Source organism: Pseudomonas sp. 15C, from assembly GCF_055484735.1.
In genome coordinates this window covers 1-16,903 of record NZ_JBUDGD010000022.1, presented here as the reverse complement: position 1 = coordinate 16,903, position 16,903 = coordinate 1, and the positions used below count along the sequence as shown (strand labels likewise).

The window sequence follows — 16,903 nt, the reverse complement described above, 5'->3', positions numbered from 1 at the left end:
GATCAGCGCTGTGCGGTCTTGCTCGCCGCGGCGCTGTTGTCGTGAATCAGCTGGGCAATCATTGCGTCCGCTTCGGCCAGTTGGCGCTCATACACATTGGTGCTGAACGAGGCTTTTTGCGGCGGCTGCTGCGCCAGCACCGGGCCGCTCTGGTCGTGCAGGTTGACTTCGACATTGGTCGACAGACCGACCCGCAGCGGATGTTTGGCCAGCTCTTCGGCATTTATGTGAATGCGCACCGGCACCCGCTGGACGATCTTGATCCAGTTACCGGTGGCGTTCTGCGCTGGCAGCAAGGCAAACGCGCTGCCGGTGCCGGCGCCGAGGCTGTCGACGGTGCCGCTGTACTTGACGTCGCTGCCGTACAGGTCGGCTTCGATGTCCACCGGCTGACCGATGCGCATGTCACGCAGTTGGGTTTCCTTGAAGTTGGCGTCGATCCACAGTTGATTGAGCGGGATCACCGCCATCAGCGCGGTGCCCGGCTGTACCCGCTGGCCGAGCTGCACGGTGCGCTTGGCGACGTAACCGGTCACCGGGGCGATCAAAGTGCTGCGCGCGTTGGTCAGGTAGGCCTGACGCAAATCGGCAGCTGCCGACATTACGTCCGGGTGCGACGACACCACGGTGTCATCGACCAGCGCGCTGGTGGTCTTCAGTTGCTGCCTGGCATTGGCCAGAGCGTTCTGCGCCGAGGTCAGGTCGTCGCGGGCGTGGGACAATTCTTCCTGGGAAATCGCCCCGCCCTGCGCCAGATTCTTGCGGCGGTTGTAGTTGTCCTGCGCCTTCTGCACTTCGGCCTGCTGCGCGTTGACCTGGGCTTTCATGCCGTCGACGTTGCTGTACAAGCCGCGCACCTGACGCACGGTGCGCGCCAGTTTGGCCTTGGCACTTTGCAGGCCTACTTCGGCGTCGTTGGGGTCGAAGTTGACCAGCACCTGGCCTTCCTGAACCAGATCACCGTCGTCGGCGCCGATGCTGACCACGGTGCCGGTCACCAGCGGGGTGATTTCCACGACGTTGCCGTTGACGTAGGCGTCGTCGGTGCTTTCGTTCCAGCGCCCGATGAATTCGTGATACGCCCACACGCCAGCAATGGCGAGCAGGACGACCACGGCCAGGGCCAACAGCATCACCTTGCGTTTGCGCGGGTTGCCGGTGTCCGGGGTGTTGTCTTGAGCTTGAGTGTTTTCGGCAGTGGCCATGACGGTTACCTTGAATTAGTTGTGCGCAGTGGCTGGGCTGGCGTTGGCTGCGGTCAGGGTTTCACCCTGGAAGCCGCCGCCCAGCGCTTGCATCAGTTGAATCGACAGGTCGATCTGCTCGGCATTGAGCGTGGCCAGCTGACGCTGGGCCTGGAGCAATTGCTGCTCGATGCTGAGCACGTCCAGGTAGTTGCCGATGCCGGAACCGTAACGCTGGACCGCAGTGTTGTAAGAATCCTGAGCAATGTCGGTGGCGTGCTGCTGCGCGCCGATCTGCCGGCCGATATCACGCAACTGATTGATCGTGTCGCCGACATCGCCAAGGGCTTTCACCAGACTTTTGTTGTACTGCGCCACCGCGAGGTCGTAATCGGCGTCGCGGGCATCAAGGTTGGCGCGCAGGCGCCCGCCATCGAAAATCGGCAGCGACACGGTTGGCGCGATGTTGAAGAAGCGACTGGCGGAACCGAACATCGCATCACCCAACAACGACTCGGCACCGGCCGACGCGCTCAGGTTGAGATTCGGATAGAAGCGCGTCTTGGCGGCATCGATATCCTTGCTCGCCGCCTCGACACGCCAGCGTGCCGCGACCAGATCGGGACGCCGCCCGAGCAGTTCGGCAGGCAATACCGACGGCACGGCAACGGCGCTGGCTTGCAGGACTTTCGGCCGAGCGATTTCGTTGCCACGATCCGGGCCTTTGCCGAGCAATACCGCCAGCGCGACTTTGGCGCTGTGCAGGCGTTTCTCTGCGTCGATCAGGCTGGCCTGAGAGCTGGCTTCCAGACTTTGCGTTTGCTGAAACTGGTACTGGCTGTCGATCCCCGAACTCAGGCGACGCTGGCTCAGGTCTAGCATCTGCCGGGTGCGCTTGAGGTCTTCGTTGGCCAGGTCATAAACGATATGCGCCTGGCCGAGATCGCTGTAGGCGCGGGCGACGTCAGCGGCGAGGGTCAACTGCGCGGCCTGACGGTCGACTTCAGCGGCGCGCGCCTCACCGAGTGCGGCTTCCCAGGCATCGCGCTGGCCGCCCCAGAGGTCGAAGTTGTAATTGAAGCCGGCGCTGACATTGCGCACCGTCGAATAGGCGCCGCCCTGCCCTAGCGGATCCTGATCACGGGCCAGCCGCGAACGGCTGATGCCGGCGCTGGCGTCGAGGGTCGGATAGCGCTCGGCGTCGGCGGCATAGGCCGCGGCGCTAGCCTGATGAGCGCGGGCGGCGGCGATCTGCATGTCCGGGCTGTCATGCAATGCTTCGCGGATCAGGCCGTCGAGCTGCGGATCGCCGAGGCTGGTCCACCAATCGCTCTTCGGCCACGCCGCCGGCGACAGGCTGACACCGTCCAGAGACTGCGCTGTCTTCAGGTTCGCGGCGTCAAGACGCTGACCTTCGGTATCGAGGCCGCTGTAGTTGGCGCAACCGGCGAGGATCATCGCCGACAGCAGCAGGGTCAGGCTGCTGCGCAAGGTTTTACCGCTCATTGTGGTCACCTAAGCGCTGGAGGGTGATCGGGTCACCAGCCGCCAGCAGGATTTTCTTGAGGATGTATTCGAGGGTTTTCAGCTCCTCGCGGGAGATCGCGCCGGCCAGTTCGTTCATCGCATCGGCACCGATCTGCGGCAGGCGATCGGTCAGTTGCTGGCCCTGTCCCGTCAGTTTCAACTGCACCTGCCGGCGGTCATCTTCGCTGCGTTGGCGCAGCAGAAAACCTTTCTGCTCCAGACGATCGAGCATGCGCGTCATCGACCCGCTGTCCAGCGACAGGTGCCGGCACAGCTCCGCCGGGGTGTCGACGCCGAACTGGGCCATGATGATCAACACCTTGAACTGCGCGGCGGTGATGCCGTGGGGTTCCATGTGCGTATCGATGATCCGGTCCTTGAGCAGCGCGGCACGGCCGAGCAACAGGCCGAGATGGCATTGCTTGAATTCGTCGGGGGTGAAATGCTTCATCGGTCCACCTGATAACTGCCTAGGCAGTGAATGTATGTCGAGATGTTACTGCTTAGGCAGCGAATGTCAACGTAATAGTTAGGTGGCTTGGTAATTTGGTTTTTTTGGCGCGCAGTCGCACGCCATCGCCAGCAGGCTGGCTCCCACAGGGGATCTCCAACAGACACCAATGCTGTGTCGATCAGAGATCCAGTGTGGGAGCCAGCCTGCTGGCGATGGCAGCGACTCGGTTTAGAGAAAGACGCGCGATTTAAAAATCGCGCTTGTAGAAGATATCCAGCGAACTGGCGACGCCACTCGCCGCTTCGACATACACCTTCTTGCTCAGCTTGTAGCGCAGGGCAATGGTGCTGGCCGGTTCGAACACGCCGACGCCGTAGCGCAGGCTGAGTTTTTCGGAGATGTTGCCGCTGGCGACGACACTGGTGTCGTTGCCGCTGCCCTGGGTGTCGAGCTGGAAATCCTGAATGCCCAGGTCCTTGGCCAGGCCGCTTGTGACCCCGGCGCTGCCCATCAGGCCCAGGCCCAATGCGGCTTGAGCGAGCATGTTGTTGTCTTCGCCGTTGGTGCTCAGCGGACGCCCGAGGACCAGATAGGACAGCGCCTGCTCCTGACTCATGGCCGGTTCGGAGAAGATCTGCGTGGTCGGCTGTTCGGCGCTGCCGCTGAGGCGGATGCCGGCGATCACGTCGTCGGTCTGGCGGATCGCTTCGATGTCCAGATACGGCTGGTCGATGGGGCCGGCGAACAACAGACGCGCACGCCGTACCGTCAGGCGCTGGCCGTAGGCGCGGTAGCGGCCGTCGTTGAGCCACAGCTCGCCACGGGTGTCCATGTTGTCGCCGATGTGCACCTGACCTTGCAGATTGGCGGTCAGGCCAAAACCGGCGAAGCTCAGCTTGTTCTGGCCGACGATCACATCGATGTCCATCTTCATCGCGAGCGGCGCTTTGCCCTCTTCGGTCTGCGCGCCGACGATGATCGTGTCGTCCGAGACTTTCACGGTTGAAGGCGGCAGTTCGCGTACGGTGATTTCACCGTTGGGCACCAGCACCTTGCCAGCGATTTTCAGCTCGTCGCCGGCCATGGAGATCTTCAGGTCCGGCGCGACTTCAAGCTTGGCGTACGGCTCGACGGTGACCGGCAATTGCGTGCCTTTCAACGCCAGGTCGACCACCAGCGCCTGGCCCCAGGCGACATTGCCGTTGAGACTGCCGCGGCCGTTTTTGCCGCTGTTCCAGCCGCCATCGAGGCGTACCGATTCGCCGGCAATCGCTGCGGTGAGTTGCAGGTTCTGCAGTTCCATCGGCAATTCGGCGCCGGACACTTCGCCGTCGCTCAGCTGCACCGTGCCATTGACCAGCGGCGCCAGCAGACCACCGGAAATCGTGCCGCTGCCGTTCAGGCGTCCGGTGAGTTTTTCCACCATTGGCACAAACGGCCGCGCTACCGACAGGTCCAGGCCGCTGAGGCGGAACGAGCCGCTCAACGGTTTGTTTTTCGGCAGCGGATTAAGCTGCGCCTGCACCATCAATTCGCCAAGCTTGCCGCCGACGAAGTTCAGTTCGGTGTCGACGCGTTTCGGTGTCAGTTTGCTGGTGAGCCTGAGCGTCTGGTAGGGGAAGTCCAGCCATTGCTGCTGGTCGCGCATGCGCAAGGTGCCGCCGCTGGCGTCGATGCTGACCACGCCGTTGGGGCCGCTGGCCGGCAGGTCGAGTTGCAGATCGGCATTGAGCCGGCCCTGCCAGGCGAAGTCTTTCGGCAACCACTGCGCCAGGCTTTCCAGCGGAAACTGCTTGAGGTGATAACGCAGTTTCGGCTCAGGCATCAGCCGCTGATCTTCGCCGCACAGGCTGGCACTGCCGGATGTCCAGCAATGCGCGCCGAAGTTGATCTTGCCATCGGCGAGGCGTTCCAGTTTCGCCGGATTCTGCAATTTCCAGTCCTGCCCGCCGGCCTGGATATCACCGCTGGCCAGACGCCCGCGCCAGTTGCCCTGATCCAGACTGCCGTCCAGCCCCAGCGCGAGTTTCAGCTTGGGTCCGAGCAGGTCAAGGTTGAGCTTCTGACTTTTGATATCCCCCTGCGCGCTGGCGGTCAGTGTGCCCAGCGATGTATCGCCGACCTGAATGCCGCTGCCCTTCAGATCGATCTTCGCCCGTTGCGCACTGTCCAGATTGGCATCGAGGTTGAGGCTTTGCAGGCGATTGTCCTGGAACACCAGTTGCGAGCCCTGCAAGTCGAGTTTGCCCTGTGGCGCCTTCAGCGTACCGGCGACGTTGACCTGACCGTTGACCTGCCCGCGCAATTGCGGCCAGAGCTGGGCCAGACGCGGCAGCTTGATGTCGATCTGCCCGGCGAGTTTCTGTTGCAGGCTGCCCTTGCCGCTGATGCTGTTGTCGCCGAGACGGATTTGCAGGGCGTTGAGGTTCCACTGCTCGCCAGCGCCCTCAGCCTTGGCTTGCAAGATCGCCGGTTGCCCGCGCAGTTTGCCTTTGAGGTCCAGGTCAGCGTTGAGGCTCAGGCGCTCATTTTTCATTTCGCCGGTGCTCTTCAGCGGCCCGGCCAACGTGCCGGGCAGTTCGGCAACCCAGTACGCCGGATTCAATGCCGAGAGTTGCAGCGCGGTGTCCCAGGCGATGCCGTCGGCGAATCTGACCTTGACGTGACCTTCGGCCTTGCCCTGCCCGGCTGCCATCACCAGTTGCGGCAAGGCGATCTGTTCGAGGCTGCCGCTGAACGGGCTGCTCAGGGTGAACGCACCGGCCGGACCATCCAGTGCGGCGGCAAAGTTGCCGAGGTACTGACCGTCAGTGTAGGAAACTTCACCCGTGAAGGTACGCAAAGCGACTTGCGGCTCGTCGATCTCGTTGTAGAGCCGATGCCAGGGAAAGTCCTGCCAGTTGATGTTGGCTTGCGCGCTGAGGCCTTTGCTCCAGTCGACGCTGCCGCTGAGTTTGAGGCTTTGTTTATCGTTGGCAGTCAGATCAAGACCGGCGATCTGCGCACCGCTGGCATCGACTTTACCCTTGAGCAACAGCGCCACCGGGGCTGTGTCGGCGGGCAATGTGGCGGTGCCGTTGAGTTGGTAACCGTTTTTCAGGTCGCCTTCGCCAGTCAGCAGCAGTTGGTTGAGTTGCAGAGTGTCCGGGAGTTCGGCGCTCGGTTTGAACGCTTCACTGGTGATGCGCACCTTGGCCGGCAGGTTTTCCACCAGTGGCTGCAACTCGCCGGTCAATTGGCCGTCGAGGTAGCCACGACTGTCGGCGTGCAGGTTGAGCGTCTTGAGCAGATCGCCCTCGGCTTTCAGGGCCAGCGTCCACGGTTCTGTGCCCGGTGCGGGTAAAGTCAAATCGCCCTGAATAGTCAGCGGCCAGTTGCCGGTCGGTTGCAGCACGCCGGACAGGTTCAGGCTGAGTTCGTCACGCTGCAATTTCACGTTGTCGATCTGCAGACCTTGAGCAGTCCAGTGCGCGACCAGTTGCAAACCTTTGAGCTGCTCACTGCCGTTGAACAGCAGGCTGCCGACCTGCACGTCGCCCAGTTCGATGGCCACCGGCAATTGCAAATCCGGCAGTCTGATCGGGCCGCTCTCGGTGGTTTCTTCACCCGGCGGGAATTGCAGAACCACTTGCTCGGCCTTGAGCTGATCGATGCACAGGGTCATGCGCGTCAGGCACAGCGGCGACCAGGCAAAGATCGCCTTGTTCAGTTCGACACGGCTGGTGTCTTGCTGCCAGAGCAGATGATCGGCACTCCATTGGCCGCCAAGGCGACCGTGAAAATTCTCCACGCTCAAGCCCGGTACAAGGCTCAGCGCCCAACGGCTGCCGGCCTGAGTGCCGAGCGCGGCGCTGATCGTCAATACCATCAACAGCAACAACGCCAGCAGCGTCACAGCCGTTATTTTCAAACCACGCTTCACAGCTCAGGCCCCATGGAAAAGTGCAGCCGGATGCCGCCGTCGTCGTCCAGCGCATGGGCCAGGTCGAGGCGGATCGGCCCGACTGGCGAGACCCAGCGCACGCCAATACCGACCCCGGTCTTGAGGTTCGGCAGTTCAAGCTTGTTGAAAGAGTTGCCTTGGTCGACGAAGGTCGCCACGCGCCATTTCTCGGCGACCGAATATTGATATTCAACGCTGCCGGCGACCATGTAGCGCCCGCCGATGCGATCGCCATCGGAGTTCTTCGGCGACAGGCTCTGATAGTCGTAGCCGCGCACGCTCTGATCGCCACCGGCGAAGAAGCGCAGCGACGGCGGGATCGAGTTGTAGCCGTTGGTGGCGCTGCCGCCGACCTGCACACGCCCGAGCAAACGGTGCTTGTCGAACACTGTGGTCAGGCCTTTGACCAACGCGGTGCCATATAACAGGTTGTTGTCGGAACCGAGGCCTTCCTTCGCCACTTTGCTTTCGAAGCTCAGGCGATAGCCGTTGTGCGGGTCGATGCGGTTGTCGCTTTTCAGGTAGGAATAACTGATGCCGGGCATCAGCAAGGTGCTGAGACCCGAGTCGTCGCCGAGTTCGTATTCCTCGCGCTGCCACTTTAGCGAGATCACCCGTTGCCAGCCGCTGGGCAACTTGCTGTGCCATTCCGGGCCGAAGGTCAGCAGTTTGCTGAGCGTGTCGGAACCTTCGATGTCTTCGAATTGATAACCGCCGGCCCAACGCAGTTTGTCGGTCAGCGGCGGGTCGAGCGGAATGTCGTAGAACAGCCCGACGTTCTGCCGTGGCGCCGAAAGCTCGGCTTCCCAGCCATAGCTGTCGCCTTGCGGATTGACCCAATGACGGGTCCAGTTAGCTTTGATGCGTGGGCCGACGTCGGTCGAATAACCGAGGCCCAGGCCCATGGTGCGCGGTTTGCGCGTGTCGAGTTTGACGTCGACGGGGATCACCTGGTCTTTGGCCGCCGTCGGTGCCGCGTCAACGCGTACGCCTTCGAAATAGCCGCTCGATTGCAGGTCGCGGTTGAGCTCGGCGATCAGCTCGGAGTCGTAAGGCTCGCCGGCCTTGAATGGCACCATGCGTTGCAGCAGGTCTTCGTCAAACGGCGTGTCGCCCTCGAATTTCACTTTACCCAGCGCATAACGCGGGCCGCTGTCGTAGATCAACTCGACATCGGCGACGCCGGCACGCGGATCGACCAAGAGTTTTTGACTGGTGAAATGGCCGCTGAAAAATCCGAAGCGCGAGGCCTGATTCTGAATAAGTCTTTTCGCGTCTTCGTAACGGCCATGGTTGAGCACTGCGCCGGATTTGAGCAGATCGCTTTTCGGCACACGAAAGGACTTCAGCGAGGCTGCCGGGCCGTCGACGCGCACGGTGACGTTGCGCAGGCGGATCGGCTCGCCGGGATCGATATTGAGCACCAGACGCGGTTTTTCGCCGCCCTTGACGTCGCTGTCGATCTGCGGCTGGTAATAGCCCAACGCCTGAGCGGCCTTGCGCGCCTGCTCTTCGGCACCGCGACTGAAGCGCTGCAAGGCTTCTTCGTCACGATCGCCGAGGCTGCCGATATAGCCTTCTATATTGGCTTTGAGTTCATCGTTGGACGGTTTGATCCGTACATCCAATTCACTTTGCGCCAGCGCCGCGCAGCTGGATAACAGCATGAGCACGCCGCTGGTAAATCTTCCTGGAAACTTCATAGGCGCGGATGCTATCACGGGCTCGGGAGCCTGATAGAACAGGTAATTTGTGAAGAAGTTCTACGGTTAACCCGTTGCTGTTTGTAACACCTGCGGATTGGCATGAAAAAATACGTGTTCGCGCACCGGCCCGACAGCAACCTCACCGATCTCCTGATAACCCTGCCTCTTATAAAATTCCAGGTAGCGCGGGTTACCGGTGTCGAGCACCACGCCTTGGGAGGTTTCGTCGACGGCGCACCAGTTGTGTACGGCGGTGAGCAGTTGTTCGCCGTAGTGCTTGCCCTGAAATTGCGGATGCACGCCGAGCAACGGCAGCATGTGCACCGAGTCACCGGGCACGCACGCGGCGACGGCATCGTGATATTCCAGATAGCGCCGGGTGCAGCGAAACCCGGTGCTGAGCACCATGCGCAGGCGCCACGCCCAGCTTTCTGTCACGCCCAGACGCCGTTGCGGCGGCGCGATCAGGGCGATGCCGATCAGCCGATCGTTGACCAGCAGTCCGATCGCCGGCAGGTCCTGGAGAAAATGCTGTTTGACCAGCTCGCGCACCGTCGCGCGCACGCGTTGCTCATAACCGTGGCGTTCGGCTTCGAACAGGTAGCCGAAGGTCGGCTCGTGACGGTAGGCCTGATACAGCAGCGAGCGCGCTTCGCGGGAATAACCGCGGTCGAGCATGTGGATGTCGGCGATGGCGGTCTGGGTGTCAGGCATGGTGGTGATTCTCCCCGTGGCGCGCTCGAAGGATGGCGCGCTTGTTGGTACGAACCTTGGGCGGGTGGTGTGGTTCCCCTGACAGGTTAGACCAGCTCTGGATCTTCATCGACTATGCGGGCCTCATCGCTGGCAAGCCAGCTCCCACAATGTCCGTGCCGTTCACAAACATTCCCACACCACACAGAAACCTGTGGGAGCTGGCTTGCCAGCGATGGGGCCGGAACAGGCGCTACAAATCCCACAGCACAAAATGATTTCTCCCACACTGGCCCCCATCCCCCATGTCAGCTAGCATCGCCCTTTTGCCAGGACTGCCGACCATGAAGATTGTTTCCTTCAACATCAACGGACTGCGGGCCCGTCCGCATCAGCTGGCGGCGCTGATCGAAAAACATCAACCGGACGTGATCGGCCTGCAGGAAACCAAAGTCCACGACGACCAGTTCCCGCTGGAAGAAGTGCGCGCGCTCGGCTACCACGTGTACTTCCACGGACAGAAAGGCCATTACGGTGTCGCCCTGCTCTCGCGCCAAGAGCCGATCGCTATTCACAAAGGTTTCGCCACCGACGAAGAAGATGCCCAACGGCGTTTTATCTGGGGCAACTTCGCCGATGCCAATGGCGTGCCGGTGACAATCATGAACGGTTATTTTCCCCAAGGCGAAAGCCGCGACCACCCGACCAAATTCCCGGCCAAGCAACGTTTCTACAGCGATCTGCAAGCGTTGCTGGAAAGCCAGTTTCACAACGAACAGCCGCTGGTGGTGATGGGCGATGTGAACATTTCCCCGGAAGACTGCGACATCGGCATCGGCCCGGACAACATGAAGCGCTGGCTGAAAACCGGTAAATGCAGCTTCCTGCCGGAAGAACGCGAGTGGATGGCGCGCCTGAAAAACTGGGGCCTGACCGACAGCTACCGGCACCTGAACCCGGACGTGACCGACATGTTCAGCTGGTTCGACTACCGCAGCCGTGGTTTTGAGGATGAACCGAAGCGTGGCCTGCGCATCGACGTGATTCTCGCCTCCCATGGTTTGCTGCCACGGGTGAAGGACGCCGGCGTGGACTACGAATTGCGCGGGATGGAAAAGCCCTCCGACCACGCGCCGATCTGGCTTGAGCTGGCCTGATCCCAAACCTTACGCAATTCCTGTAGGAGTGAGCCTGCTCGCGATAGCGGTGGATCTGTCGACATAAATGTTGACCCGCACACCGCTATCGCGAGCAGGCTCACTCCTACAGGGGGTCCGCTGTCATCTTTCGGTCATGCGCCTGACTTAATCTCCCCGGCAATCCCCCAGGCCTGATTCGGTGCCGGCATGTCCCTGCGTGTGTTCTGCGTTTTTCTATTCAGCGCCTGGCTTCCGGTCTGCGCCGCTGCCCTGCCCTTGCCGGAAAACGGCCCCGCCCTGCGCATCCAGGGTTCCAACACCATCGGCGCCGAACTCGGCCCGGCCTTGGTGGAAGGCCTGCTGCAGAAACAAGGTCTGCTGAAGATCCATCGTGAAACCCCGGACGCCGCCAACGAACAGCGCATCGTCGGCCAGACGACCGAAGGTCAGCGCGTGGTGATCGAAGTGGCCGCGCACGGTTCCAGCACCGGTTTCGTCGCCCTGAAAAACGCCAGCGCCGACCTCGCCGCCGCTTCCCGCGAGATCAAGGACAGCGAGCTGCAGGCCCTGCAAGCATTGGGCGATCTGAAAAGCCCGGGCGCTGAGCAGGTCATCGCCATCGATGGCCTGGCAATCATCGTTCATCCCGACAATCCATTGCAGCAACTGGACACCGAGCAACTGGCGCGGATCTTCGCCGGCGAGGTTAAAACCTGGGAAGCGCTTGGCGGGCGTGGCGGCCCGATTCATCTATATGCGCGCGATGATCAGTCCGGCACCTACGACACGTTTAAGGAAGTGGTCCTCAGCCATCGTGGGAAAAGTCTCAACAGCGCGGCGAAACGTTTCGAATCCAGCGAGCAATTGTCCGATGCGGTCAGCAGCGATCCACAGGCCATCGGTTTTATCGGTCTGCCTTATGTCCGCCAAGCCAAAGCCGTGGCCATCAGCGACGGCGCATCACTGCCGATGCTGCCCCTCGGCAGCCTGATTGCCACGGAGGATTACCCGTTGTCGCGACGGTTGTTCTTCTATCTACCGCCACAGAGCCAGAATCCCTGGACGAAAGCTTTGGTGATGTTTGCGCAAAGTCGCCAGGGCCAGCAGATTGTCGCGGCCAATGGTTTTGTCAGCCAGACCGTGCACGCCATGAGCGTGGCGCCGAATGCGCTGATGCCCGAGGGTTATCAAGCGCTCAGTCGGCACGCCCAGCGTCTGACGGTGAATTTCCGCTTCGAGGAAGGCAGCGCGAGCCTGGACAACAAGGCGCGGCAGGATATGGCACGGGTGCTCGACTATATAAAGCGTCATGACAAGAGCGAGCGGGCGGTGACGTTGGTTGGCTTTGGCGATGCCAAGGATGACCCGGCACGTGCGGACCTGCTGTCGAAGCTGCGGGCGATGGCGGTGCGCCGCGAGCTGGTCAGGAACGGTGTGGTGCTGCGCGAGGTGCGCGGTTTCGGCGCGTTGATGCCGGTGGCGGCGAATGATGCGGATCAGGGGCGGATCCGGAATCGGCGGGTTGAGGTTTGGGTGTACTGACTCAGCCCCTGATGTAGTGAACCTGCTTACGCCATCGCGGGCAAGCCCGCTCCCACAGGTTTCGATGGTGAACACGAGACTCATGTCCACTGCAGATCCCTGTGGGAGCGGGCTTGCCCGCGATGAACGATAACGCGGAGTTACTGACCGCTACGCATCATCTCTTTTGGCACATATTTGCCGATTTCGAATTTGCCGATTGCCGCGCGGTGCACTTCGTCCGGGCCGTCGGCCAGGCGCAGGGTGCGTTGCATGGCGTACATGTAGGCCAGCGGGAAATCGTTCGAGACCCCGGCGCCGCCATGCATCTGGATCGCGCGGTCGATCACCCGCAAAGCGACGTTCGGCGCGACGACCTTGATCTGCGCGATCTCGCTTTTGGCGATCTTGTTGCCGACGGTGTCCATCATGTACGCCGCTTTCAGCGTCAGCAGGCGCGCCATGTCGATCTCCATCCGCGAGTCGGCGATCTTGTCGATGTTGCCGCCCAGCCGCGCCAGCGGTTTGCCGAACGCGGTACGGCTGACCGAACGTTTGCACATCAATTCCAGCGCGCGCTCAGCCATGCCGATCGAACGCATGCAGTGGTGAATCCGTCCCGGGCCGAGACGCCCCTGGGCGATTTCGAAACCGCGACCTTCACCGAGCAGAACGTTTTCATACGGCACGCGCACGTTGTCGAACAACACTTCGGCGTGGCCGTGCGGCGCGTCGTCGTAACCGAACACCGGCAACGGACGGACGATTTTCACCCCGGGGGTGTCGACCGGCACGAGAATCATCGAATGCTGGGCGTGGCGCGGTGCATCGGGGTTGCTCAGGCCCATGAAAATCAGAATCTTGCAGCGTGGATCACAGGCGCCTGAGGTCCACCACTTTTTGCCATTGATCACCCACTCGTCACCATCGCGCACCGCACGAGCGGCCATGTTGGTCGCGTCAGAGGAGGCAACGTCGGGTTCGGTCATGGCGAACGCCGAGCGGATTTCGCCGCGCAGCAACGGTTCGAGCCAGCGCTGTTTCTGCTCTTCGTTGGCGTAACGCACCAGCACTTCCATGTTGCCGGTGTCCGGCGCCGAGCAGTTGAACGGCTCCGGCCCGAGCAACGAACGGCCCATGATTTCCGCCAGCGGTGCGTACTCAAGGTTGGTCAGGCCAGCGCCCAGCTCCGACTCCGGCAGGAACAGATTCCACAGGCCTTCGGCTTTGGCCTTGGCTTTGAGCTCGTCCATGATTGCCGTTGGCTGCCAGCGATCACCCTCGGCAACCTGGCGCTCGAACACGGCTTCGGCCGGGTAAACGTAAGTGTCCATGAACGCGGTCACGCGCTCACGCAGTTGTTGAACCTTGGGCGAATAAGCGAAATCCATGGGCAGCACCTTCTCTTATGGAGGTTGTTCAGGTCATGCAATCGATGCTAGAACAGCGCTGATAATTTACCTAGCCTATTCTCGGCGTGTATAAACATTCATCACCGATATATGATCGGCTGATGGCCAGCCCTGAATATCGCCCCTGAATAACAAGAGAAGCCGCGTTATGAATCTGAGCAAGGTCGACCTCAACCTTTTCATCGTCTTTGACGCGATCTACACCGAAGCCAACCTGACCCGCGCCGGGCAGATTGTCGGCATCACCCAGCCGGCGGTGTCCAACGCGTTGGCGCGGTTGCGCGAAACCTTCAACGATCCGTTGTTCGTGCGCACAGCGCAGGGCATGGTGCCGACGCCGATGGCGCAGAACATCATTGGCCCGGTGCGCAACGCCCTGTCGCTGTTGCGCGTATCGGTGCAGGAAAGCCGCATTTTCAACCCGGCGCAAGCGGTCAAGACCTACCGCATCAGCATGACCGACCTCACGGAGGCAATCATTCTGCCGCCCTTGTTTCAGCGCTTACGCCGACTGGCGCCGACGGTGATCATTGAGAGCTTTCTGTCCAAACGCCGGGAAACCACCAAGGAACTGGCGGCCGGGCGTCTGGATTTCGCCGTCGATGCACCGCTCAACACCGACCCCCAGGTGCGCCACGTCAAGCTGATGGACGACCGTTACGTCTGCGCGATGCGCAAGGGTCACCCCATGGCGGGCAAGGAAAAGCTATCGCTGGATGATTATCTGTCGCTGACCCACATTCACATCTCCAGCCGCCGCAGCGGGCTGGGTTATGTCGATCTGGCGCTGGGCAAAATGGGCATTCAACGCAAGATCGCCCTGCGCTCGCAGCACTATCTGATGGCCTCGCAAGTGATGCAGCAGACCGACATGGTCATGACCGTGCCGGAACGTTTTGCCCGACGCCATGACCTGCAATCGTTCAATCTGCCGGTGAACGATGTGCCGTCGGTGGAAACGCACCTTTATTGGCACGAGAGCACCGATCAGGACCCGGCGAATCGCTGGATGCGCGAGCAGATGATCGAGTTGTGCCAGCAGGTGACGGCGCAGGAGAAGAAGCTGGATAAGGTGTAGGGCTTGAAACCGTGGCGCTGCTATCGCGAGCAGGCTCACTCCTGCAATTAATCGCATTCCAACTGACGAAACGCGACCAATTGCAGGAGTGAGCCTGCTCGCGATGAGGCCAGCCAGGACACCACAAATCATCCCGCTTGACGTAAACGTCAACACGCCATTAGCTTAGCGCCATGCCCCTTCTCCGAGCGCTTTCATGAGCAGCCAGACCTACAGCATTTCCGACCTCGCCCGCGAGCTGGACATCACCACGCGGGCCATCCGTTTTTATGAAGAACAAGGCCTGCTGTGCCCCGAGCGCCGCGGCCAGGAGCGCATCTACTCGCCGCGCGACAAGGTCAGCCTGAAACTGATCCTGCGTGGCAAGCGCATCGGTTTTTCCCTCGCCGAATGCCGCGAGCTGATCGAGTTGTACGACCCCTCCAGCGGTAACACCAAACAGCTCAACAGCATGCTGGCGAAAATTGCCGAACGCCGCGAACAGCTCGAGCAGCAATTGCTGGACATCGAACAGATGAAGCTCGAACTCGATACCGCTGAAGAGCGCTGCGTGCAGGCGCTGGAGCAGACGCTCAAGAGCCAGCAGGCGATCTGACAAACACCACATCCCCCTGTAGAAGTGAGCCTGCTCGCGATAGCGGTGTATCAGTGAAAAAATATACCGACTGACACACCGCTATCGCGAGCAGGCTCACTCCTACAAGGGATCTCCGCGAATTCAAAAAAAACAGGTGAGTCCATGTCCCTCCCCTCCCAAGTACGCCTGATCGAAGTCGGCCCGCGCGATGGCCTGCAGAACGAAGCCCAACCGATCAGCGTCGCCGACAAGGTGCAGCTGGTTGATGCCTTGAGCGCCGCCGGCGTCGGCTACATCGAAGTCGGCAGTTTCGTCTCACCCAAGTGGGTGCCGCAAATGGCCGGCTCCGCCGAGGTGTTCGCGCAGATTCAGCGCAAGCCCGGCGTGACCTACGGTGCACTGGCGCCGAATCTGCGCGGTTTTGAAGATGCGCTCGCGGCCGGGGTCAAGGAAGTCGCGGTGTTTGCCGCCGCGTCCGAAGCGTTCTCGCAGCGCAACATCAATTGCTCGATCAGCGAAAGCCTGGCGCGGTTTGCGCCGATCATGCAAGCGGCGCAACAACACGGCGTTACCGTGCGCGGTTATGTCTCCTGCGTGCTCGGCTGCCCGTACGAAGGCACGGTCGCGCCAGAGCAAGTGGCGATGGTCGCGCGTGAGCTGTACGCGATGGGCTGCTACGAGGTGTCGCTGGGCGACACTATCGGCACGGGCACTGCGGGTGAGACTCGCCGCCTGTTCGAGGTGGTGTCGGCGCAGGTACCGCGCGACAAACTCGCCGGGCATTTCCACGACACCTACGGCCAGGCCATGGCCAATATCTACGCCAGCCTGCTCGAAGGCATCGCCGTGTTCGACAGCTCGATCGCCGGGCTCGGCGGCTGCCCGTACGCCAAAGGCGCGAGCGGTAACGTTGCCAGCGAAGACGTGGTGTACCTGCTCAACGGCCTGGGTATCGAGACCGGTATCGACCTGGAGGCCTTGATTGCCGCGGGTCAGCAGATCAGCACGGTGCTCGGCCGCCCGAGCGGTTCGCGCGTGGCCAAGGCGCGCAGCGCACAGTGAGGTGTTACCGCTGAGTTCCTGGTGTGGGCAAAAGCGAGTAACACGGAAACAAATTGTCTGGCTTTGCCCTCGCTGAAAAATCCTGAAAATTTCAACCTACTGATTTTAAAGGCTTTTTAAAAGTTGGCACGACACCTGCTATCTCTATTGCATAACAAGAATAAAAAGCCGCAAACCAATAAAAACAAGACGAAACGACTCTGACATAACAAAAACAACACGGCAGAGACGCAGCTAACAGATTTTTTTGGAGAAGGTGTGCTTTTCAGGGTGCTCTCAGGAGTGACCCGCAACCGGGCAGAGAACAATAAAACTACCTTCAGGTAGCTCCCGAATCGGTTGGATCGTTAAACGAGAAAGCAGATCAGCGCTCAAAAAAATACGTTTGCTCTTGACCCCGGATGGGGGTCGCCAAAAACAGCGGTAAAGGGCCACGGTTGCCAAAAACAACAACAGACCGACCCTCAATAATAAAAAAGAGCACGCAACGACAAATTAAAGGGGAGCTTCGGCTCCCCTTTGTGCTTTCTGTGATTCCTCAATCCACCCCAGATCCCTTGTAGGAGTGAGCCTGCTCGCGATAGCGGTGTGCCAGTCAATATTTGCA

Annotated in this window: 12 protein-coding genes; 5 read left to right on the top strand and 7 right to left on the bottom strand. The window is 60.9% G+C overall.

Going from position 1 to position 16,903, the window contains the following annotated elements:
* Nucleotides 1–2: 2 nt before the first annotated feature.
* From ACYYKW_RS13595 to ACYYKW_RS13570, 6 genes are all read right to left on the bottom strand, one after another.
* On the bottom strand, nt 3–1,205 hold the full coding sequence (locus ACYYKW_RS13595) for an HlyD/EmrA/EmrK family protein (protein WP_090284408.1): 1,203 nt from the start codon (nt 1,203–1,205) through the stop codon (nt 3–5).
* Between the two features lie 15 nt (nt 1,206–1,220).
* Nucleotides 1,221–2,690 (bottom strand): efflux transporter outer membrane subunit, encoded by a 1,470-nt coding sequence (locus ACYYKW_RS13590; RefSeq protein WP_336355941.1) that lies wholly within the window; start codon nt 2,688–2,690, stop codon nt 1,221–1,223.
* Nucleotides 2,680–3,162, bottom strand: coding sequence for a MarR family winged helix-turn-helix transcriptional regulator (locus ACYYKW_RS13585; protein WP_090284413.1), 483 nt, complete (start codon nt 3,160–3,162; stop codon nt 2,680–2,682). The genes ACYYKW_RS13590 and ACYYKW_RS13585 overlap by 11 nt, the downstream gene beginning before the upstream one ends.
* Nucleotides 3,163–3,412: 250 nt before the next feature.
* On the bottom strand, nt 3,413–7,087 hold the full coding sequence (locus tag ACYYKW_RS13580) for a translocation/assembly module TamB domain-containing protein (RefSeq protein ID WP_464990355.1): 3,675 nt from the start codon (nt 7,085–7,087) through the stop codon (nt 3,413–3,415).
* The gene (locus ACYYKW_RS13575; RefSeq protein WP_464990354.1) at nt 7,084–8,811 is read right to left on the bottom strand and encodes an autotransporter assembly complex protein TamA; all 1,728 of its coding nucleotides are present in this window, start codon (nt 8,809–8,811) and stop codon (nt 7,084–7,086) included. The genes ACYYKW_RS13580 and ACYYKW_RS13575 overlap by 4 nt, the downstream gene beginning before the upstream one ends.
* A gap of 66 nt (nt 8,812–8,877) precedes the next feature.
* Nucleotides 8,878–9,528: a GNAT family N-acetyltransferase gene (locus ACYYKW_RS13570; protein ID WP_336355944.1), complete on the bottom strand. Its 651-nt coding sequence runs from the start codon at nt 9,526–9,528 to the stop codon at nt 8,878–8,880.
* Nucleotides 9,529–9,851: 323 nt separating this feature from the next.
* Between ACYYKW_RS13570 and xthA the strand changes: the two genes are divergently transcribed.
* Nucleotides 9,852–10,664, top strand: a complete 813-nt coding sequence (gene xthA, locus ACYYKW_RS13565; protein WP_464990353.1) for an exodeoxyribonuclease III — start codon at nt 9,852–9,854, stop codon at nt 10,662–10,664.
* A 189-nt stretch (nt 10,665–10,853) separates the two neighbouring features.
* The gene (locus ACYYKW_RS13560) at nt 10,854–12,188 is read left to right on the top strand and encodes a substrate-binding domain-containing protein (protein WP_464990352.1); all 1,335 of its coding nucleotides are present in this window, start codon (nt 10,854–10,856) and stop codon (nt 12,186–12,188) included.
* Between the two features lie 140 nt (nt 12,189–12,328).
* On the opposite strand, the gene ACYYKW_RS13555 is transcribed toward ACYYKW_RS13560, so the two are convergent.
* A complete protein-coding gene (locus ACYYKW_RS13555; RefSeq protein WP_336355947.1) occupies nt 12,329–13,558 on the bottom strand; it encodes an acyl-CoA dehydrogenase in 1,230 nt (409 codons plus the stop codon).
* A 169-nt stretch (nt 13,559–13,727) separates the two neighbouring features.
* Here ACYYKW_RS13555 and ACYYKW_RS13550 point away from each other — a divergent pair, with 169 nt between their 5' ends.
* The 3 genes from ACYYKW_RS13550 (at nt 13,728) to ACYYKW_RS13540 (ending at nt 16,296) form a co-directional block, all read left to right on the top strand.
* Nucleotides 13,728–14,657 (top strand): LysR family transcriptional regulator, encoded by a 930-nt coding sequence (locus tag ACYYKW_RS13550; protein ID WP_090284427.1) that lies wholly within the window; start codon nt 13,728–13,730, stop codon nt 14,655–14,657.
* 196 nt (nt 14,658–14,853) lie between these two features.
* On the top strand, nt 14,854–15,252 hold the full coding sequence (locus ACYYKW_RS13545; protein ID WP_464990351.1) for a MerR family transcriptional regulator: 399 nt from the start codon (nt 14,854–14,856) through the stop codon (nt 15,250–15,252).
* Nucleotides 15,253–15,396: 144 nt separating this feature from the next.
* A complete protein-coding gene (locus tag ACYYKW_RS13540) occupies nt 15,397–16,296 on the top strand; it encodes a hydroxymethylglutaryl-CoA lyase (RefSeq protein WP_464990350.1) in 900 nt (299 codons plus the stop codon).
* The last annotated feature ends 607 nt before the right edge of the window (nt 16,297–16,903 follow it).

Bases quoted from the DNA above. Each gene is read 5' to 3' on its own strand.
- ACYYKW_RS13595 (WP_090284408.1), bottom strand. From the start codon at position 1,205: ATGGCCACTGCCGAAAACACTCAAGCTCAAGACAACACCCCGGACACC.
- ACYYKW_RS13590 (WP_336355941.1), bottom strand. From the start codon at position 2,690: ATGAGCGGTAAAACCTTGCGCAGCAGCCTGACCCTGCTGCTGTCGGCG.
- ACYYKW_RS13545 (WP_464990351.1), top strand. From the start codon at position 14,854: ATGAGCAGCCAGACCTACAGCATTTCCGACCTCGCCCGCGAGCTGGAC.
- xthA (WP_464990353.1), top strand. From the start codon at position 9,852: ATGAAGATTGTTTCCTTCAACATCAACGGACTGCGGGCCCGTCCGCAT.
- ACYYKW_RS13570 (WP_336355944.1), bottom strand. From the start codon at position 9,528: ATGCCTGACACCCAGACCGCCATCGCCGACATCCACATGCTCGACCGC.
- ACYYKW_RS13555 (WP_336355947.1), bottom strand. From the start codon at position 13,558: ATGGATTTCGCTTATTCGCCCAAGGTTCAACAACTGCGTGAGCGCGTG.
- ACYYKW_RS13550 (WP_090284427.1), top strand. From the start codon at position 13,728: ATGAATCTGAGCAAGGTCGACCTCAACCTTTTCATCGTCTTTGACGCG.
- ACYYKW_RS13585 (WP_090284413.1), bottom strand. From the start codon at position 3,162: ATGAAGCATTTCACCCCCGACGAATTCAAGCAATGCCATCTCGGCCTG.
- ACYYKW_RS13560 (WP_464990352.1), top strand. From the start codon at position 10,854: ATGTCCCTGCGTGTGTTCTGCGTTTTTCTATTCAGCGCCTGGCTTCCG.
- ACYYKW_RS13575 (WP_464990354.1), bottom strand. From the start codon at position 8,811: ATGAAGTTTCCAGGAAGATTTACCAGCGGCGTGCTCATGCTGTTATCC.
- ACYYKW_RS13540 (WP_464990350.1), top strand. From the start codon at position 15,397: ATGTCCCTCCCCTCCCAAGTACGCCTGATCGAAGTCGGCCCGCGCGAT.